Consider the following 19,787-nt stretch of genomic DNA (forward strand, 5'->3'; position numbering starts at 1 on the left):
CCTGCAATGAAAAAATCATTTACAAGAAAAACGGCATACCTTCCTTTCGCTCTCAGAGTAACGCTTTACGTGAAAAAACACCTTACTCCAAACCGCGCTCTTCTGTCCGGCTTCGTTTTTTTTATCTTTCTGGGAGCTTTCCTCCTCAGCTTCCCGTTTTCTCACTTCGGTGACGGAACTTCTTTCATCAATTGTGTCTTCACTTCCACATCCGCGCTTTGCGTAACAGGACTGATAGTCGAGGACACCGCAGTCAAATGGACCCTTTTCGGAAAAACAGTAATTTTACTACTCATTCAGATCGGAGCTCTCGGTTACATGACTTTCGCCAGTTTTTTGATTATTTCACTCGGAGGCAAAGTTACGGTTTATCCAAGACTGATAATGAAAGAATCCCTTGCCAGTCAAAACATATACGGACTCGGAAGATTTTCTAAAAGAGTAATCCTCATCACTTTGTTTTTCGAATTCCTTGGAACCCTCGCTCTCTCATTCGTGTTTGTCCCAAAATTCGGATTCGTTCGAGGCTTGGGTCACGCTCTTTTTCAAAGTGTCAGCGCTTTCTGCAATGCCGGATTCTCTTCTTTTTCAGACAGTCTCGTAGGATTCAGGGCAAACCCGGCTGTTGTTTTCACCGTTTCCGCCCTGGTGATTGCAGGAGGCGTCGGCTTTGTCGTGCTTCTCGACCTCAAAAAATATTTATATCTTAAGTTCATGAAACTGTTTTCAAGAAATGATAAACTTCCCAGACCGGTTCTTATTCCATACACGAAACTCATTCTTTTTGCTTACGTCGTCATGATTGCCGTTCCTTTTATTTTTTTCTTTCTTCAGGAATTCTGGATCAGCCAATTCTCCTTTTCTGAAAGGTTTCTTTCGGCATTTTTCCAATCTGTCACACCCAGGACCGCGGGTTTCAATTCGATCGAACTGAACATATTTTCGAACACTTCACTTATCATAATCATGTTGCTCATGTTCGTGGGCACCGGTTCAGGAAGTACCGGCGGCGGTGTAAAAATTTCAACAGTCGCTTTGGCTATCTCCACGTTGATAGCTTCTCTTCAGGGACGTGAAAAAATTTCAATAATGAAAAGAAACATACCTTCCGTTCAGATATTCAGGGCTTTTTCCCTGATCACTCTGTCTATTCTCTGGATAATCATTATTTTTATTTTGATACAGCTTTTCAATCCGAGTTTCTCGAGCGAAAGAATCATTTACAAACTGGTGTTCGAGATAATTTCAGCTTTTGGAACCGTAGGTTTGTCACTCGGATCAAAAATTTATCCCACTTGCTCTTTTTCGGCTGATCTCTCCGGTGTGGGTAAGCTATTTCTAGTGGCGACAATGATAATGGGCAGACTCGGTCCTCTGACTTTCGGAGCCGCTCTCGTCAAAAGAACGAAATCGAAGAACATAAATTTCGTTAAAGGATTCATGCCGATAGGCTGAACCGGATTTTTTATCTATCAAAAAATTATGTGTTGAAATTGATATATCTTGCTATTAGAATAGACGCTATGGATAATGCAGGGAATTACAAGTATTTCGGTGTAATTGGAATAGGGCGTTTCGGATTTTCAATTGCCGAAAGCCTTGTTCGCAATGGCGCGAGGGTTATCGCTCTCGACAAAAGCGAGGAATCGTTGACTCCTCTTCAGAATCTCGCCGAAGCCGTAGTCATCGGCGACGCCACCGACCAGAAAACGCTCATGGAATCGGGATTTCAATACACGGACATAGTCATCGTCAGTTTCGCGCAGGAACTGGCCACCAGCATTTTAACGACCATGCTTTTGAAAGAAATTGGCGTCAAAAAAATAATCGCAAAAGCAAGAAACTTCACTCACGAAAAAATACTCAAGAAAATCGGTGCCGACGAAGTGGTTCTTCCGGAAATAGATTCCGGCCGGAGACTCGCGAACAAACTATCATCTCCGGGTTTTCAGGAGATCATAGAATTCACTCCGGGTTACTCCATTGTAGACGTAAGGACACCTAAATCTTTCATCGGCAAAACCATAAAAGAACTAGGTCTTCGAAACAATTACAACGTCAATGTCCTGGCGGTCAAAAAACCCGACAAATCGACAAACATTTCGCCGGATCCCGAAACCGTCTTCGATAAAAACGATACCGTGACGCTTTTGGGCAAGGACGAAGATTTACAGAGCTTCTCGAGGATATAATGCCGAAAACAAACAAAGTTCTTGTTGTAGACGACGAAGAAACACTGGCATCTTTCCTTTCAAAGATAATCGAAAACGACCCTCTTCTCGATTGCCAGGTCAAAACCGTCTTTACGGGAGAAGACGCTCTTGAAGTGATAAAAACATTCAAACCCGATATAGTCGTTTGCGACATAAAACTTCCTAAAATGAACGGTATAGAAGTCCTTTCAAAAGCCAAATCAATAGATCCCCAGATTTATTTTGTCATGATGACGGGTTTCACGTCAGTGGATTCAGCCATTGCTTCCCTCCGGGAAGGAGCTTACGATTACATAAACAAACCTTTCGACGCAAACGAAATGAAAGTCGTTGTCAGAAACGCCCTCGATCAGCGAAGATTCAAGGCCGAAAAAGAATGGCTCCTGAAGGAACTGCAGGAACGCAACGAAACACTGGTCAGGCAGAAGAATCTTCTCGAAACAAATCTCGAAATCAGAATAGAAGAGCTGAATAAACTACAGAAACTCTCCAACATCCTCAGTGAAAGCTTCGGTATCGCTTCGCTGATAAAGGTCATTCCTAAAATCCTCGCCATGACCCTAGACGCCGACGGAGCTTTTCTTTCCTGGTTCAGTGAATTCGACAACACTCTGACGGTCAGAAACGCCCATCAAACCGAAGAAGCGTTCCCAAAAGGCATGAATCTGGACCTTTCTTCTCCTCCTTTCGACATCATTTTTAAGGAAAAACAGTCCCCCGTGGTTGTTTTTGACTACTCTCCCGGATCCGGCAGAAAAATTTCAGTTCTCGCCGTCGCTCAGCTTCTTGGCGCGGACAAACCCTTCGGACTCGTCGGCGTCTTATACAACGAAAAGAAGGTCGATACGGACATGAAATTTATTTCTCTCGTATCCACGGCATCGAGCATTATATCTCTCTCAATAAAGAATTCTCAGTTCTTTGAGACGATCAAGAAAAAAGATCTCGAAATCATGTCCTTTGTTCTGTCGCTGACGGAGACTTTCGGCATCAGTAAAAACTTTCAGCAGAAATCGGCAAACATTGCCGTAGACATAGCGCGAGAACTTTCGGTCGACGAAAAATGTCTCCGTCAGCTCAGATACGCAACGCTTTTCATGCTGTTCGGCATTTCCATTCCGGGTCTTTCAAATCTCAATCAGGCGACAGACAAATTAATAGGCCTGATATCCAATCTTGAATTTCTGTCCGAACCTCTCAGCTACATACTTCTCTGCCAGGAAAACTTCGACGGAACCGGAAAAAATAAAATTAAAGGGAGTTCCATACCGGAGACTGGAAGAATATTGCGTGTGGTTTCCGATTTCGTCCTCTACATGAAAAGATACACTATGGAAAAATCAATTTCGGCAATCAAAGACGGTGCCGGAAGATTTTACGACCCGAAAATTGTAAACATGTTCGTATCGCAAATATCCAATACAAAGTTATCCGAAAATCTCAATGCATAAAAAAATCAGGGAACCATCCGTCGCCGGCCAGTTTTACCCTGGTGACAAACCGTCGCTGGAAAAAACTCTCTCCGAGATTTTCTCCGGCGCAGGCTCCTCCAGACAAAAGGGCAAAGTTTTGGGTCTCGTCCTGCCGCACGCGGGTTATCCTTTTTCAGGTTCGACAACGGCCAAGGCAGTAGACGAGATAAATCCCAAGGAATACAAAAATCCTTCCGTTATCATTCTCGCTCCTTGCCACCGATTCGCATCCAAAAAAGCTTCCGTGTTCAGCTCCGGCTCGTGGAAAACTCCGTTAGGTCTGGTATCCGTGGACGAAACGCTCGCTCAATCTCTTCTGGAAAACGCTTCAATTTTTGACGACAGTGAACTCCCGCATCTTACCGAACACAGCATAGAAGTCCAATTGCCTTTTTTTCAGCACATATTTAAAAATCAATTCAGCTTGGTTCCTGTCGCCGTTGGTAATCAATCTCCTGAATTCTGCGCGGCTTTAGGTGAAACGTTGCAGCCTTTCGCCGGAGAGGACAGAATATTGGTAGCCAGCAGTGACCTTTATCACGGCTATTCGCTTTCTGAATGCCTGAACAGCGATTCAGAACTGATCCAGGCAATTTCAGAATACAATCTGACTCTCGTCTCTGAAATACTGGCGAGGGGCACAAAAGCTTCCGAGCACGCCGGTTGCGGCATAGGCCCGATTTTAGCTGTGATGAAAGCTCTCGAAAGCTCAAAACAAGAGATATTTCTTGCCGGAAAGGCAAATTCGGCAGAATCGCCTTTTTCTTCGGCGGGATACGTCGTCGGCTACTCCTCTTTTGTAATAAAATGAACGAATACAGTTTTCTCTGTTCCAAAGAACAGACAATTCTTCTGAAAGCGGCGAGAGCCACGCTGGAAGCTTCCGCGCAGGGTGAATCAATACCCGCCTTTCCCGAACCGTTGGGGGAGCTTTCTGAAAAGAGGGGCATTTTCGTCACTTTACGCAAAAATGGCGAACTCAGGGGCTGTATAGGATACGTAATCGGCGTCGCTCCTCTCAATAAGGCAGTTGTTGAAATGACTTTGGCAGCATCGCGGGAAGACCCCAGATTTCATCCTGTTACTAAAGAGGAGACAGACTCCATTGAAATTGAAATATCAGTTTTGACCCCGCCTGAAATAATCTCAGACCCCGGCGATGTGACTGTCGGCAAAGACGGATTGATAATAAAAAAAGGACTTCGTCAGGGGCTGCTTCTCCCTCAAGTAGCCGTAGAATGGTGCTGGGACAGAGAAACCTTCCTCGATCACGCCTGTATGAAAGCCGGACTCCCTGCCAAATCATGGAAATCTCCCGGCGTCGAAATTTTCAAATTCAGCGCTCAGGTTTTCAGTGAATCCGGTAATTGACAGGAGAAACCAAAAATGCATCGTCCGGGTTCGTTTTGATGCCTTCTGAAATCATACGGCGAACCAGCTCGCTGTTACCTGTCCTTTGAGCAATATAAGCTCCGAGCAACCATGCGCTCGAAGATCCAACGTTTACTTCACGGTATTTTTTCAGGTAAAAGACTGCCATATCCACCTTCTCCTCCTGAAGAAAAAGGCGTGATTTTTCATAACACGTCAAATCGTAGCTGTCGTTTCCTGTTAAATAAAGCGTGTAGCAGTCGCCTCCAACCACAAATGGTCTCAGCACGAGAGCGCTGCGCGAAAGATAATCCGAAAGACCAGATGAATCAAAACTGCCGACAATCACGTGTGTCACTCCGTATTCTTCGATAAGACCGCTGTCGATCATCCATTCAAACGCGGCCAAAGATTTAATCTCTGTTCCAAGTGTGAGAGCCGGCGCCAGAGAACCGGCAATGAGAGCTTTTTCTCCGGTTATGGATTCAATTTCAAATGACGCGCCTTTTGCAGATCGCATCGGAGACAACAGCCACGAAAAGAGCCGGCAGTTGTCGCAGAAAATATGAAGAAGGCATATCAATGCTATCAAATACGGCATGAACCTAACAGACTTTCTGTTTGAATAGCGCGTCAAAATAACAATTGCCCCCGACATGGCTATTGACACTATCAGAAGAGGTAATTTTACAATCCTGAGAGAAAAGGCCATGAACTGATACGAAAAAAAAAGTGAAAACAGTAAAACAGGAACCGTGCATAGTTTACCTTTCGATATCCCCTCTTCCCGATGCTCCCCGAATGAGGAAACCAGAATAGCCGCAACATAAACGAAATAGAGAAGAAATCTCGCCGGCCTGTACGAGCTGAATACGGCGTAAAACGATATGAGAGATGCTATCCAGCACAAGGTCAGAAACTGCATGTCACCTATCCGTTTTTGTCGGGAAATGAAAGCAGCCGCCAAAAATCCCGAAAATATGACGAACGGAGTTGAAAAAGTCAGGTCGGGCATTCCCGTCCCCAAAAGTCTGTAAAAAAACAGATAAACGTCCGTTTTTTGATTTTCGGCGACGGATCTCAATCCTGACAGAAAATATGAATTGAACATTTCTTTAAACGGTAAATACAGGAAAACAAACCAAAGAGCTGCGACGACAGTCAGGCCTGCTGAATAATTTATGAGCGATTTTTTGTCTTTAACAGCTAAATAAACAAGCGCGGCGGGCAAAAAACTTACGGCGTGTATTTTAGCAAATAAAAAAGCGGCGGAGGTGAAAATTCCCGCCAATAAATATTTTTTATTTACCAGAAAAAGTACTGCAAACATCAAAACACAAGTTGAAGCATTTTCGGCCACCGGCGTCCTGCCGTATATTGCCAGAGGGTATGAAAACAATACGAAACAGGACGCGACGAAGCCCCTCATCGTCTTTCTGAAAGTAAGAAATATTGCAAGCGCTGACAGCAGACTGAAAGACAAACCCGGTAAAACTGCTGAAAAAGAGTTTGTACCTGCTATTTTGTATAATAAAAATGATACAAACCCGTTAACCGGCGAAAAAAGAAATCCTGAAAAAGGCGGTTTTTCAACGTAAGGATAAATTCGTCCGAACTGCGCCAAATTCCGCGAGTCCAGAGTATAAGCCTGCCCGTCCGAGTATACAGCCCTGCTTTCGTGGGGTATCCCGGGAGCCAGGAAAGGCGGAGGGTCGGCGTCCGCCTTGAATGTTTTAGGAAAAACCGATATGACGGACACCGCCAAAAAAAGGAAACACGGCAGTGCCCGGTCGATGTTTTTTCCGCCGAAAAACCTCAATAAGAATTTCTTCTATTTAAGTTCAAAAGAGACGGATATACTTGAATAGACACTTACCTGACCCGGGGCTATCGGGCTCTGATCTGCCCTTACATCGTTGCCGTAATAAGCATAATTTTGCGAATTCGACGCCCAGTTCATACCCCATGAATTTGCAGCGTTCCACGACCAGTAGTTCGTCTGGTTTTCATAAATATATATAGCGTCACCGATTTGACATCCAAGTTCTCTCGCTATCAATTCAGCTTTTTCCTTCGCCGCTCTGATTGCTTCTGTCCTCGCCTGATTTCTCAGTTCTATAATCCTTGAAGTCTGGAAATCGATGCCGTGAATGTAATTCACTTCAGCTTCGAGTGCCAGAGATAACACCGCGTCGAGTTTTGAAACGTCTTTGAGAGTGGCAACTATCGTTTTTCTCGCGAAATATCCGTAAACGGTTTGTTGGTCGTAATAATCATAGTTCGGTTCAACGCTGAGATAGTTGGTCTGAATGTCTCTTTCGCTGATGCCTGAGTTTTTGAGTGCACTTATCAGGTTTCTGACAACGGCGTCATTTTCGTTTTTTGCCGACCTGAGATTTTCTCCCTGAGTCTCAACTCCGAAAGTTATCACCACTTCATCGGGTTCGACGTCTATCTGGGCGTTGCCCGTGACTGTTATCGTTCTCTGATATTGATTTTCCTGAGCCGTCAACGAAACGGCCGCAATCAGAAAGACTGCAAGAATCATTTTTTTCATTTTTCCTCCTTTTTTTCTACTTCTGCATCGCTTTTTGAATACTGTTTAAAGCATTCTCCAAAATCCCGGCGGAACACGCAAAGTTCAAACGCTTGAATTTTCCGCATCGCGAACTGAATTTTCTTCCCGGATCGAGAGCGACTTTTGCTTTGTTTATGAGCAGATCGTCGAGCTCCGATTCCGAAAAACCTGTCTTTTCGAAATCTATCCACGCCAGATAAGTTGCCTCCGGGGAATAGACAAAAGCATTATCCATTTTTGTGTTGACGAAATCCACGACCTTTTCTCTGTTTGCCGAAAGGTACTTTCTGGCGTAATTGTACCAGCCGTCCGATCGTGAATAAGCCGCTTCAAATGCGGTCGTTCCGAAAATGCTCGAGATGTTGAGACCCAAAGTATAAATCTGTTTTGCCAATCTTTCTCTGAAATCCGGATTTTCAGTAATCGCGGCGGATTCCTGAAGACCAGCGATGTTGAAAGTCTTTGCCGGTGAAATAAGAGTCACAGAATTCATCGAGTGTTCCTGCGACAATGAAGCCAGCGGAATGTGCCGGAAACCTTCGTAAACGAGATCACAATGTATTTCGTCTGATAATATTATGACGCCGTATTTCCGGCACATTTTCGACATTTCCCGAAGTTCGTTTTCCGTCCAGACCCTTCCGACAGGATTGTGGGGGCTGCAAAGAATGAATATCTTCGCTCCCTCCCTGCATAATCTTTCAAAACCTATAAAATCGGGCGTGTATCTGCCGTCTTCTCCCCTCTCAAGATCGTTTGTCAGCAGTTTTCTTCCGTTTAGTTCTACGACTTCGTAGAACGGATGGTAAACGGGAGGCTGAATAATCACTCCGTCTCCCGGTTCAGAAAATTCTCTTATGCAAAGACTCAACGTGGTTATCAGAGAAGGACTGCGCAGGCACCATCCGGGATCGGGCGCCCAGTTGTGCCTTCTTTCAAGCCAGTTGCAAAGAGATATAAAATGACTTTCAGATCTTAATGTGTATCCGTAAACAGGATGTTTAGCTCTTTCGGTCAAGGATTTAGCAATTTCGTCACAGCACGGCAGATCCATGTCGGCTACCCAGAGAGGCAAAAGCCCCGGTTTTCCGAACAGCTTTTCGGCGTAATCCCACTTGTATGAGCCCGTGTTGCTTCTTTCAACAGGTTCGTCGAAATTGATCATCTGATCTCTATTCCGTCCAGGTATTCGTCGTAATACATAATTGTATTTCCGTTTCCGTTTATGTTTCCGAGGTCGATTCTGAAAATGGATAAAGCGCCGCCCAGATCCATTATGCCGAACGACCCTTGACCAGGATTGATAACCACTTCTGTTTCGAGCCAGTCGTCCTTACCGACAGATTTTGCGGCGTATATCATGGCTTCGTCAATCCCTCCTATCTCGTCAGCTAGTCCTATATCCACGGCGTCTTGTCCCGACCATACCCTCCCCCTGGCAATGACGTTCAGTGAATCAAAAGACAGCTCTCTCTCGGCGGCGACTTTGAGAACGAAATTTTCGTAAAAATCTCTGACCTCTTCCTTGTGTAACATCTTTTGCTCTTCGGTCATCGGAACTAATCCCGACCACATGAAGGCGTTTTCCGACGTGGAAACAGTGTCAAAAGTGACGCCTATGTTTTCCAGCATTCCTCCGAACGATACTTTGAGGCTTACTACGCCAATTGATCCGGTCAGTGTTCCGGCATCGCAGAATATCCTGTCGGCTCCGCAGGATATATAATATCCTCCGCTGCCGGCGACACCTCCCATGGAAATTATGAACGGTTTTTCCCGAGCGCACAAATAAACTTCTCTCCAAATCAGATCGGAAGCGAGAGCGTCTCCTCCGGGTGAATTCACTCTCATAACAACCGCTTTAATATCATCGTTCAATCTTGCCGATCTGATGATTCTGACAAGGGTTTCCGATCCGAGAACTTTCCCTCCTATAACAGGCAGCGGATTCACGCCGCTTTCACCCGTATTGATGGCTCCGTCAGCGATTATCAAAGCTATTCTCGGTTTGTATTCCCAACTTTCTTCTCTGTATTGAATACCCGCAAGACATACAGCGTCGACGAATCTCCCTCCGAAATCATCTTTCAACATTTCGGTAAATTCGTCTTCGTATAAAAGACCGTCTACAAGACCAGCCTCCAAAGCCTTTCTCGCGCTGAACGATCCCCTTTCAACAATAGAAAGAACTGAATCAGAAATAATGTTCCTTGATGTCACGATTGCTGTTTCGTACAGCCCCCAATTGTCGTTGATGATTTCAGTGTACTGTTCCCTGCAGGCTTCTGACATCCTTTCGTTGACGAAGACTTCGCCTGCGGATTTGTATTCTCCTATGTATTCTACGTCGGCCGTCAAATGATATTTCTCGAAACCCCTCGCTAAAAACGGAAAAGCTATGCCTAATCCGTTTATCTGTATGTAGCCTTCCGGATATATGTATACCTGGTCCGCCGCACATGCCATGTAATAACTCAGATCGTCATAATACCTCGCGTAGGCAATAACCTTGGTCCCTTTCATTTTGTAAAGCTCAACCAAAGCTATTATCTCCTCTGTCTGGGCAATATCGAGCGTATAGCCGTCGAGTTTCATGACAATGCAGGAAGGCGGTTTTCCTTCGAGCCCTTTTCTGAGGGATTCAACCAGCGTCCAGAACCTCTCTTTTTTCGGCATGAAAAACAAAAAAGATACCGGGTCTTCCGGGTATTCTCTCCCCAGGTCAAGTCTTATATTTGGCGCCGGCAGAGGGAGAATCGAGTACTGATTCCTCGAGTCGAGTCTGACGTATGAGAATCCGCCTGAAATCCTCTCATCCTCGTCCATTAATTGCGAAGTCCCCGCAGTGACGTTTCCGAAAGAAGTTTCAAAACCCAGCGAAAATGTTTCGTCGCGATCGTAAAAAGCGGACAATCTCAATCCCCTGACAGGCTCGACGAGAATTCCCGCTGAAAACGGGATGCTGTCCGATTCGGTATCTTTTTCATAAATGCCTCCGGCCGCAAGGGTGAATCTTTCATTGCCTCCGAAAGGCCTTAGCGCCGCTCCGAACCTGTAAGAAGGATCATATTGATCTTCCGTGGAAAAGACGTCATTCACTGTCGCTCCCAGGGAAATCCATTTTTGCGGTCTCGACAGGAACCCAATGTCTATGTGGTTTTCTCCCTCGCTGTTCCGGAAAGTGGTTCCGGCCATGAGTCTGTAACGGCTCAATATTCCGGTTCCGTATGAGACATGGTATTCTCTGCCGACGTCACCCCAGCAGCCGCCACCTGAAAGGCTTCCGGCTCTCAGATAGAAATCACCGTAATTCTTGACTGCAGAATCTGTGTTCGCGACGTCGAACCTGAAAGTCGCCCCTTTTTGGGCGGCGAGTCCGGCAGGATTAACAAGACCTGCGTCGGGACCGTCCGGAACAGCTGTGAAAGGCAGATAAAAATTCTCCCCGAACAACGATGCCACAATCATAATAAACGTCAAAAGCATTTTTTCTCCTTAATCATTGGTTTGTTTCTGCGGCGCCGATCTGTTTTCTCCGATCTCAGAAATATCGAGACGACCCCAGTGCTTTTCGTGCAGTTTCTTCGCTTCATCCATTTCATATTCTGAATTGCCGTAAAGGTATATGTGTGAGCAGATTTTTTCGCTGATTTTTTCAATTCTGATGTTGAATTTTTCGAAAATTTCTTTCCGTAAATAAAGGGTGCTGAGCGACCTGAAAAGACCGGTGAATATCTCATCCCCGGAAATAACAAGCCTATCACCTCTTTTAAGATTGAAATGAATCTTATCGACGGCTTTGAGTACCGACTTGACGAAATTTTTCACATCTTTGAATTTCTCCTGCGCGATTGTCTTGTCTGCTTCGAGGTTTTTTAGGATTTCTATGAGAAGAGCGAGCTCATCTCCTGAAAATTCAATGTCCTTCTCGTTCAACGTGACCTTTATTGGCATTTTTGGATTTTCCTTTCACTGTTGACTCTGTGTACCATTCAACTTCAGTTTATTTTTATCATTTTTGACGTCGCATAAAAAGTCCCGGCTTCGAATCTGTAAAAGTAAAGACCGGGGGCAAGTTTCCATCCGTCGTACACAACTGTATGCCTGCCAGGGGACATATTTTCCCGCGAAATCACTTCGTCCACTTTCTGGCCCGTTGCATTGAAAATCTCTATACTGACCAAAGACTCCTGCGGCAAATCGAAGGAAAAAGATGTGAAGGAGCAAAAAGGATCCGGATAATTCCGGAAGACTTTGAATTGAGAGAAAGGAACAGGAACCGGGTTTTCTACTTGAGTTGGTCCTTCGCCGGTCGAAAAGCAGAAAACCTGTCCGTTGTCGAGGCCGACGAGTATTTCGTCGCCCGGTATTCCGTCTATGGAACCCATGTTTTCTACAGTGTAAATCCTGCTTGGAAGATCATCGTAATATATCAGTGAATCCCCTGCTCCGGAGTAAATGTAGATCCTTCCCGACTGGTCGCCTGCAAGAGCTTCGTGGATTCCGTCGCCGTCTATGTCGGATATAGCAACGACTCCGTAACTCCTGTAATCCTGAGTCGGCATGAACCAGACAGTCGAACCGTCCTTGCCTTCGAGGCAGAATATTCCGGAAGCTGAAGAAAAATTCGCGACGAGTATGTCGTCATAGCCGTTTTGATTGACGTCAGGTATCATTTCGATCTGGATCACTCCTGCCGTTCCGGCTCCAATTGACTGGTGCCACACCAGCGCTCCCGTTTCGCCGTCTATCCTGTAAATGTCGCTCCAGTAATTCGCTACGATCACGTCAGGTGTGCTGTCGGGAATACCGAGTTCGAGCAGTTCTTTGGCGCCGGATGCAGTTTGATTGAATTCCCACAAAAATGAACCGTCCGCGCCGTTGAGAGCTCTTACAAATTTTGTCGAACCATCACCTCCAAATCCGGCTACAACTTCAGGCAAGCTGTCTCCGTTCACATCATCTATGGATATTACCGAATATCCCGAAGACAATCCCGCTATGTTAATGTAATGGCGCCACAAACTGTCACCCGTGCTGCCATTAAAAAGGAAGACAGATTTATATCCGTTGCCGTCCTGATTAGAGCTCGCCACTGCGGCCACGTCCGTAATTCCGTCGCCGTTAAAATCCCTCCTCGCGTCGACGGCGCCGAATCCTCCCAGGTAAGGATTGTAATCGTCGCCGAACGACCAAATAACACTGCCGTCGTCGCCCGATAAGGCGTAGACGTGTTCGTTGCCGCCGTCCGTGCATATTACGACATCACAGATGCCGTCGCTGTTGAGGTCTCCCGTCATCCGGACGGCTTTTTGAGCCGAGAACATTCCGTTCAGGCTGATGGATCCGGTGTTGTTGTCGTCAACTCCGGTGTTAAAAGACCACAATGTGTCTGCGTAACCTGAGCTTGCGCCGTTTAGGCAAATGGTCCAGTAATTCTCCGTGCAGGCTATTACGTCAGAAACCCCGTCCCCGTTTACGTCGTCTATCCTTTTCAATCCTTCGACCTTTTTGTCGTTATAACTCGTGTATGGATTGTCTGGTATTAGAAACTGCCAGAACATGTAGCCCAGTAAGTAATTTTCTGACAGACATTCTCCGTCAAAGGCTAAACCGTAAGGATAGTCGGGGGCCGGGATTGTTTTAACAACTCCTCTGCCGCCGTTTAATGATAAAAGTACTAAAAACGCCAGTAACATGATTCCTCCTTGCGTTTATTTTGCATATAATATAAAACATTTTACATCATAAACAGCTCATTTCAAAATGCGGTAAAGGTAGAAATTGAAAATTCTTGCGGTAAGGACCGATGGGCTCGGCGATCTCATACTTACTCTGCCGGCTTTCGAAGCGCTTAAAAAAGCGTTTCCATGCTCCAAAATCGACGCTCTCGTAAGAGACGATTTATGCGTGTTAACAGAAAATTTCCCTTTCCTGGATAAAACTGTTCCTCTTTCCTCAGCATTCGACAGATCTTTAAAAGAAACAAAATACGACTTTTCCGTCATGTTCCACTTTGACGCAAAAACAGCCTTTCGAATATTTAAAACATCAAAAAAAAGATACGGCAGATTTTCCAAGCCATTTTCTTTCATCATTTTGAACAAAGGGCTCAGGCAGAAACGATCGCACGCAGAAAAAAATGAAGTCCAGTACAACATTGACCTGGTAAGACACGCCCTCGATTCCCCTTTCGACGAAGAACCGAAGCCGCGCGTTTATTTCAATTTGAAAGAGACGCCTCTCCCTTTTGACGATTATGTTGTGATTTCGCCTCAGATGAAAGGCAGCGCCAGGAATTTCGACGATTCAGTATATGAAAAAGCTGCCTTGATTCTGCGGGACATGGACGAAAATGTCGTTTTGACAGGCTCTGAATCCTGCGGGACATCCGATAATCTTAAAAAAATTCTAGGAAAAAAATGCTGCGATCTGACCGGAAAAACATGCCTGCGCGAGCTCGGATATGTCCTTGCAAAATCAAAACTCGTCATTGCCCCGAGCACAGGCACATTGCATCTTGCAAACAGTCTCGGAAAAAATGTTTTTTCTGTCTACCCAAGCTTCGGTTCCACCTCTTTCAAGAGATGGCACCCGTGGAAATACAACGGGATAATTCTGACGTGCGATAAAAATAATTGTCCCACGCTTACGGTTCCGGAAAAAACACTGACGGAATCTCTGAAAAGGCTGTTAGAATAAAAAACGGCCGCCTCAAACAGGCGGCCATTTCATTTCACGCCAGATTATTATTTTAATCTGTCTGCCAGAGTATCAAAATGTGCTTATGTTTTCCGGGATCTTCCCAAACCACCGGTTTGCCGTCTGCCCCGAAAGAAATCATGCAATATCTCGGAGGCAGGATGAAAACAGCCACATCGCCAGGATTTGACGTTCTGTTAGCGATCCAAGAAGTGTCGCTGTCGTCATCTTTATCAATGAAAGAAGGCTTGAAACTGTTCTCAGGGTATTCGTAATATGTATATTGCAAGTAGGGCTTCTCTACGTCAGCGCTGTCTCTCTGCGTCGGTCTTCTTTGTCCTCTGCGCGTCTCGAGTTCGGGTGGATTGGGCCATACATACTTTAACAATATTGTCCCGGTTATGTCGAAATTGCCCGGAATCTCAGGTTGATTTGACAGCACATAACTGGCCACAGTGTAATTGTAAAGCCATCCGGAGAACTGGTCTTCGGCTTCGGGAGGAATTGTGTCCATGTGAACGATCTTTTTGTCCGGGGTCATGGAAAACAGAAGAGAGGGGGTTTTGTCTCCGCTTTCCCAGGCGTCGTACCTTACTCTTCCTGAGGAAGGGTCAATTGAAACGACTGTAGAATCGTCGAGAAATCTGGGAACATTTGTTTCCAAACCCGCTCTTTCCCACATTGAAATTATTTCCTGAGGTGTTTCAATCACCCACATTCCTCCATCTGCCGTGTCCCACACAACAGGCAGAGGCAGTCTCTTTTCCACGCCGGAAGATTCCGCTTTATAAAGCATGATTTCGGAGGTTCCCTGATGGAAAGGATTCTGAATTCCACCGTTTATGTATTGGCTGAAATCATCGACGGATTCAGGCAGTTCGGAAGTATATATCCAGCTTTTTTTCTCTTCGTCCCAAAACGAAACTGATTTAGCATACATGAAATGTTCGACAGCCTTCCTAACTGTGTACAGATTCGTTCTCGACTCACGGAATTTCATTTCCGCCCGGAGAGCTTTTTGCTGGGGAAATACGAGGACTAAAACGAGCATCACACCTAAAATTACGATGGCTAAATCAAGCAGCAACTTATAAGCTTTTCCCATTTTCCCTCCATTTCTCAGACCAAAACCAAGAGTTTGCACTAAGCGAACTGATATTTTTTAGCAGTTTTTACTGATTCAAAGAAAAGTATAGCTCATTTATTCCCGAAAATCCATACAGCCCACCCCATATCTGTCATTCCGTGAAATTTATCGGAATAACCGTCTGCGATTCGACCGGGGTGCCGTCTTCCGTAGCCGGTTGAAATCTCGCGCCCATGGCGGCGTTTCTCGCCTCGGCGTCGGCAACCGGATTTCCCGAAGAACCGACCACTTCAGCTGAGATAACCGATCCGTCGGCTCCGATGTTCACCCTGACAAAAGCTCTCGTTATACCCATGCCCTGAACTGCCGCGGGCAAAGTCGCAACAGGAAGTCTGACCGGCGTGGGATTCGTTCTCACTATCTCTCTTGCCGGCTGAGTGTCAACCGGCGCCGTTACAGAAACCGTTGTATCCTCGACGTTTGTTTCAATAAGTGCTCCTGCGACTGTCACGGTTGAAACCGTGTCTATAATTTCGGCGGTTTCCGTGGTGTCTTCCGGTTCGGGTGTTGTCGCCGTGTCAACGACGGCCTCTTCTCCAGCAGCTAAAGCTTCTTCCAGCGCTTCTCCGGCGGCCTCGAGTTCCAGAATCCCCGAGTCAATAACCGACAGATTTCCGGACGAACCCAACGAAGCCAAGGCTGAAGAGTCGGCAAGTGTAAGGGCTGTTGTAGAAGAAACGCCTCCGGAGTAATACATTTCCTGAATAGACAGCGCAGCAATTTTATCGCCGCTTTCAATACCTTTCAGGTTATTTTCCGCTACGTTCAATTCATAAGGCGCAAAAAGAAACGTGTAGGGCTGTTCGTCCAGTAATATTTTCTGAAATTTATCCCATGCTTTTTTCGCCTGTCTTCTGTCCAGTATCACTGTCGCTTCGCTCAGAAGAGAATCAACTTCCGGGGAAGAGAAAGAAGAGAAGTTGATAGACCCTCCGCTGCCAAAAGCTTCTTTGGGGTGTATGACTCCTTCGTCTACAAAAGCATAGTCGAGGATATATCCGCTATATCCGCCGAACCGCAGTTGCGATCTCAGATAATTCTGTGTGTAGCTGAGGTTTATGCCCGTTGTGACGTAAACCGAACAGACAAGTCCGACACTGCCGAGATCTTCGGCCACCCTTTCGAGAATTGTCTTTCCGGATTGGTCAAAAGCCATGAGTCTTATGACAAATATTTCTCCGCTGTATTTTCTGGCAAAAACAGAATCTGAAGGAACAATCCGGGTCTCGAATCTTCCAGGTCTCACTTCGAATTCCTTTGCGGCGTAAGAAGTATATATCCATTGCCTCTCTTTAAGTCCTAGTGAATCAAGTATCGTGTTTGCCAACGCTTCGTCATAAGGCACCGGATCCAAACTGGAATTAAGAGCCCAAAATTTTGTAGAAAGAGGAGTCGCCGGAACTCTGCCCTGCCCTCCCAGAAACTCGTCAATTATTTTTTCCCTGTCTATGGCGGCCGTTAAGGCATACCTGAAGCGGGGCAGATTGAAAGGTTCGGCGCTGGTCGACCATCCTATGGCATAATACCTTTTTCCCGTCTGGTCAATTTGCAGAGACACTCCTTCGTAAGCGTTCAGCCTCGAAGCGTATGAAGGATAGACGTTCATGGCAAGGTTGATGTCGCCTCTTTCGAACGCTCTGACCATTTCTCCCGAGGTCCTGAAAAAAAGGAAATCGATGGAATCGAAAGCAGGTCTTCCTCTGTAATAATCTTCGTAATACGCCAGGACTACACCTGAGCCGGCAGTTCTCTCTATCAACAGGAAAGGTCCGTTTGTCACAGTCGCATCAGGGTTCAACCCGAATTCTGTATTTTGAAAATCAGCCCAGGTCTTCACTCCTGAAAACAGGTGTGAAGGAAGCGGATAAATATCGCTGTCTATGAGCTCGTTGGCGTAGGGCTGTTTGAAATTAACTTTTACGACATATTTGCCGAGGACTTCAACGGACGAGATGTTTTCGAGAAATACCCTGTAGGGAGTTTCAATGTCTTTGTTGTCTTTAATAAAATCGTAGGTAAACTTGATGTCCAGGGCGGTGACTTCCTCTCCGTCCGACCATTTGATCCCTTTTCTTATGTAATAAACTATCGCGCCCAGGTCTTCAGAAAACTCCCATCTTTCGGCGAGAGCCGGTATGAGCTTTCCGTCAGGATTTCTCGTAATTAAAGGAAGGTAAAGCTGTTCGGACACCGGATTTCTGCCCGTGAACATAGGATGCAGGGGCTGATTTGGCCTCGGTATGTCACTGCCGGTTAGTCCTATTTTCAATGTGCCGCCTTTGTCGCCCGTGAGGTTTTTCACGGGACTTTTTGTGCATCCAGCCGTCACAGTCACGGCTAACAAAACAGCGCATAAAACCGGGAAACAAACTAATCGGAAGTTTTTCATGCCTCCCCCTTGAAAGCGTTATGATTTTTTTTGTTTAGAACTATATTTTTTCATAAATCTTTCAACTCTTCCTGCGGTATCAACAAACTTCTGTTTGCCTGTGAAATACGGATGACACGCCGAACAAATTTCAACGCCGAAAGAAGGTCTGGTTGAGAAAGTCTCTATTATGTTTCCGCATGCACATGTTATCGTACATTTCTGATATTTCGGATGAATCCCTTTTTTCATCTCTCCTCCTGATCTTTATACCAATTCCGATACATTATTTATTCCAAACAATTCAAAAATATTTGGCTCATTTCAAAGCTTATACCTTTTTTTTTGATAAATCAAACGGCAAAAATCAGCCGTTCATGGAACCCAGAAACTCGTCGTTGGTTTTTGTTTTTCTTATTTCTTTTATCAAAGTTTCCATCGCTTCAACGGGTGTCAGGTCGTTGAGGAACTTTCTGATGACCCAGACTCTCTTGAGTTCTTTCTCGGAAAGCAGCAGTTCCTCTTTCCTGGTTCCCGATTTGTTAAGATCTACGGCGGGAAAAATCCTTTTGTCGGCTATTTTTCTGTCCAGGACTATTTCCATGTTACCCGTTCCCTTAAACTCTTCGAAAATCACTTCATCCATTCTGCTTCCGGTGTCTATCAACGCCGTGGCAAGAATCGTCAGGCTTCCTCCCTCCTCCACGTTTCTCGCGGCTCCGAAAAACCTTTTCGGTTTGTGCAGGGCCAGAGAATCTACTCCTCCGGAGAGAGTTTTCCCGGAATGGGGAATTACGGCGTTGTGAGCCCTTGCGAGCCTCGTTATTGAATCGAGGAGAATTACCACATCATGTTTCATCTCGACGAGTCTTCTCGCTTTTTCGAGGACTATATTGGCGACCTGAGTGTGATGTTCTGAAGGTTCGTCGAAAGTCGAACTTATCACTTCGGCATTGACCGACCTTTTCATGTCCGTAACTTCTTCGGGTCTTTCATCAATAAGAAGGACGATGAGTATGCATTCTGGCTGATTGGCGAGTATGGAGTTTGCTATCTGCTGTAAAAATATTGTTTTTCCGGCTTTCGGAGGAGATACTATCAGTCCTCTCTGCCCTTTTCCGATAGGCGCGAGAAGGTCTATTATTCTCATGGAGACATTGTCTTCGGATTCATCATTCCTTTCGAGGACAAGTCTTTTTGTAGGGTACAAAGGAGTCAGATCGTCGAACATCGTTCTGTCGCGGGACACCGTGGGTTCTTTGAAATTAATGAGTTCGACGGATACCAGGGCGTCATTCTTTTCGTTAGTTTTTGGAGGACGGGCATATCCGAGGACTGTGTCCCCGATTTTGAGGTTGTATTTGTCTATTATATTCCGCGTCACATAGACATCGTAGGGGCTGAGTGTATAATTGTATCTGGAAAACCTTATAAAACCGTACCCGTTAATTACGTCGAGTACGCCTTCGACTTTTCTAAGAGTGTCTTTAAGGATCATTCTCGGTTTTTCTTTCTGATACTCTACCGCGGGTTCTTCTTCCTGCGCCTGATATAAAGTTGGTTCAGTCACGGCATTTATACTCACCTGTTCGCAATCTGCCGACGCAGTGTTGGACCCGCCGTTTTTTTGTTCTTGGGGATCTTTCTCCTGCGATATCTTAAGGGATTCGTTATTTTGCGGCGCTTGATCATCCGTCTCGCTTTCGGGCAGCGAATCCTGTGCTTTTTCTTCTGTCAAGACTGCGGTTTTCTTCGTAGTTCGGGGTCTTCTTTTTTTTACCTTAATTTCTTCCGCGGCTGCCGTTCCGGCGGTTTCTTGAGTGTTATCCGCTGTATTCATAATTCTGCGTTGTCTCCTTTTTTTGTGAAAATTTCAAATATTGAAAAAAAATCAGTTATAAGAAATAAAACTCGAGAACGGGATTTTCAAAGTTTT

At 45.5% G+C, this 19,787-nt stretch carries 16 protein-coding genes; 6 read left to right on the forward strand and 10 right to left on the reverse strand.

Annotated features, from left to right (window positions below):
* The first annotated feature begins 6 nt into the window (after positions 1-6).
* Genes JXL83_04680 through amrA form a run of 5 tightly spaced genes read left to right on the forward strand, consistent with a single transcriptional unit; the run spans position 7 to position 5,056 of the window.
* Entirely contained in the window at positions 7-1,455 is a 1,449-nt protein-coding gene (locus JXL83_04680; GenBank protein ID MBN2363408.1) for a hypothetical protein, read from the forward strand.
* Positions 1,456-1,487: 32 nt separating this feature from the next.
* Positions 1,488-2,192 (forward strand): TrkA family potassium uptake protein, encoded by a 705-nt coding sequence (locus JXL83_04685; GenBank protein MBN2363409.1) that lies wholly within the window; start codon positions 1,488-1,490, stop codon positions 2,190-2,192.
* The gene (locus tag JXL83_04690; GenBank protein MBN2363410.1) at positions 2,192-3,664 is read left to right on the forward strand and encodes a response regulator; all 1,473 of its coding nucleotides are present in this window, start codon (positions 2,192-2,194) and stop codon (positions 3,662-3,664) included. The genes JXL83_04685 and JXL83_04690 overlap by 1 nt, the downstream gene beginning before the upstream one ends.
* On the forward strand, positions 3,657-4,496 hold the full coding sequence (gene amrB / locus JXL83_04695; protein ID MBN2363411.1) for an AmmeMemoRadiSam system protein B: 840 nt from the start codon (positions 3,657-3,659) through the stop codon (positions 4,494-4,496). The genes JXL83_04690 and amrB overlap by 8 nt, the downstream gene beginning before the upstream one ends.
* Complete coding sequence (amrA, locus tag JXL83_04700) at positions 4,493-5,056, forward strand: AmmeMemoRadiSam system protein A (protein MBN2363412.1); 564 nt, start codon at positions 4,493-4,495, stop codon at positions 5,054-5,056. Before amrB ends, amrA begins: the two co-directional genes overlap by 4 nt.
* Here amrA and JXL83_04705 read toward each other — a convergent pair.
* Genes JXL83_04705 through JXL83_04730 form a run of 6 tightly spaced genes read right to left on the reverse strand, consistent with a single transcriptional unit; the run spans position 5,037 to position 13,333 of the window.
* Positions 5,037-6,875: a hypothetical protein gene (locus tag JXL83_04705; protein MBN2363413.1), complete on the reverse strand. Its 1,839-nt coding sequence runs from the start codon at positions 6,873-6,875 to the stop codon at positions 5,037-5,039. The two genes, amrA and JXL83_04705, sit on opposite strands and share 20 nt — an antisense overlap.
* A 12-nt stretch (positions 6,876-6,887) precedes the next feature.
* Positions 6,888-7,613: an SIMPL domain-containing protein gene (locus JXL83_04710; protein ID MBN2363414.1), complete on the reverse strand. Its 726-nt coding sequence runs from the start codon at positions 7,611-7,613 to the stop codon at positions 6,888-6,890.
* Positions 7,614-7,629: 16 nt separating this feature from the next.
* Complete coding sequence (locus JXL83_04715; GenBank protein ID MBN2363415.1) at positions 7,630-8,799, reverse strand: PatB family C-S lyase; 1,170 nt, start codon at positions 8,797-8,799, stop codon at positions 7,630-7,632.
* A complete protein-coding gene (locus JXL83_04720) occupies positions 8,796-11,120 on the reverse strand; it encodes a S49 family peptidase (GenBank protein ID MBN2363416.1) in 2,325 nt (774 codons plus the stop codon). The genes JXL83_04715 and JXL83_04720 overlap by 4 nt, the downstream gene beginning before the upstream one ends.
* A gap of 9 nt (positions 11,121-11,129) precedes the next feature.
* Positions 11,130-11,588: a hypothetical protein gene (locus JXL83_04725; protein ID MBN2363417.1), complete on the reverse strand. Its 459-nt coding sequence runs from the start codon at positions 11,586-11,588 to the stop codon at positions 11,130-11,132.
* 44 nt (positions 11,589-11,632) lie between these two features.
* A complete protein-coding gene (locus JXL83_04730) occupies positions 11,633-13,333 on the reverse strand; it encodes a PQQ-binding-like beta-propeller repeat protein (GenBank protein MBN2363418.1) in 1,701 nt (566 codons plus the stop codon).
* A gap of 85 nt (positions 13,334-13,418) precedes the next feature.
* Between JXL83_04730 and JXL83_04735 the strand changes: the two genes are divergently transcribed.
* The gene (locus JXL83_04735) at positions 13,419-14,336 is read left to right on the forward strand and encodes a glycosyltransferase family 9 protein (protein MBN2363419.1); all 918 of its coding nucleotides are present in this window, start codon (positions 13,419-13,421) and stop codon (positions 14,334-14,336) included.
* Positions 14,337-14,388: 52 nt separating this feature from the next.
* Here the strand turns inward: JXL83_04735 and JXL83_04740 are convergent, their stop codons facing one another.
* The 4 genes from JXL83_04740 to rho form a co-directional block, all read right to left on the reverse strand.
* Positions 14,389-15,441, reverse strand: a complete 1,053-nt coding sequence (locus JXL83_04740; GenBank protein MBN2363420.1) for a hypothetical protein — start codon at positions 15,439-15,441, stop codon at positions 14,389-14,391.
* 133 nt (positions 15,442-15,574) lie between these two features.
* Complete coding sequence (locus tag JXL83_04745) at positions 15,575-17,872, reverse strand: TonB family protein (GenBank protein MBN2363421.1); 2,298 nt, start codon at positions 17,870-17,872, stop codon at positions 15,575-15,577.
* Between the two features lie 18 nt (positions 17,873-17,890).
* Positions 17,891-18,103, reverse strand: a complete 213-nt coding sequence (gene rpmE / locus JXL83_04750; protein ID MBN2363422.1) for a 50S ribosomal protein L31 — start codon at positions 18,101-18,103, stop codon at positions 17,891-17,893.
* A gap of 115 nt (positions 18,104-18,218) precedes the next feature.
* A complete protein-coding gene (gene rho, locus JXL83_04755) occupies positions 18,219-19,691 on the reverse strand; it encodes a transcription termination factor Rho (GenBank protein ID MBN2363423.1) in 1,473 nt (490 codons plus the stop codon).
* Positions 19,692-19,787: the final 96 nt, after the last annotated feature.

The sequence above is a fragment of the candidate division WOR-3 bacterium genome, assembly GCA_016934535.1.
Taxonomy (GTDB): domain Bacteria; phylum SDB-A; class SDB-A; order SDB-A; family SDB-A; genus JAFGIG01.

Coding starts and splice junctions, on each gene's coding strand:
- JXL83_04725 (MBN2363417.1), bottom strand. CDS start 11,588: ATGCCAATAAAGGTCACGTTGAACGAGAAGGACATTGAATTTTCAGGA.
- rpmE (MBN2363422.1), bottom strand. CDS start 18,103: ATGAAAAAAGGGATTCATCCGAAATATCAGAAATGTACGATAACATGT.
- amrB (MBN2363411.1), top strand. CDS start 3,657: ATGCATAAAAAAATCAGGGAACCATCCGTCGCCGGCCAGTTTTACCCT.
- JXL83_04715 (MBN2363415.1), bottom strand. CDS start 8,799: ATGATCAATTTCGACGAACCTGTTGAAAGAAGCAACACGGGCTCATAC.
- JXL83_04690 (MBN2363410.1), top strand. CDS start 2,192: ATGCCGAAAACAAACAAAGTTCTTGTTGTAGACGACGAAGAAACACTG.
- amrA (MBN2363412.1), top strand. CDS start 4,493: ATGAACGAATACAGTTTTCTCTGTTCCAAAGAACAGACAATTCTTCTG.
- JXL83_04720 (MBN2363416.1), bottom strand. CDS start 11,120: ATGCTTTTGACGTTTATTATGATTGTGGCATCGTTGTTCGGGGAGAAT.
- JXL83_04710 (MBN2363414.1), bottom strand. CDS start 7,613: ATGAAAAAAATGATTCTTGCAGTCTTTCTGATTGCGGCCGTTTCGTTG.
- JXL83_04680 (MBN2363408.1), top strand. CDS start 7: ATGAAAAAATCATTTACAAGAAAAACGGCATACCTTCCTTTCGCTCTC.
- JXL83_04740 (MBN2363420.1), bottom strand. CDS start 15,441: ATGGGAAAAGCTTATAAGTTGCTGCTTGATTTAGCCATCGTAATTTTA.
- JXL83_04730 (MBN2363418.1), bottom strand. CDS start 13,333: ATGTTACTGGCGTTTTTAGTACTTTTATCATTAAACGGCGGCAGAGGA.
- rho (MBN2363423.1), bottom strand. CDS start 19,691: ATGAATACAGCGGATAACACTCAAGAAACCGCCGGAACGGCAGCCGCG.
- JXL83_04745 (MBN2363421.1), bottom strand. CDS start 17,872: ATGAAAAACTTCCGATTAGTTTGTTTCCCGGTTTTATGCGCTGTTTTG.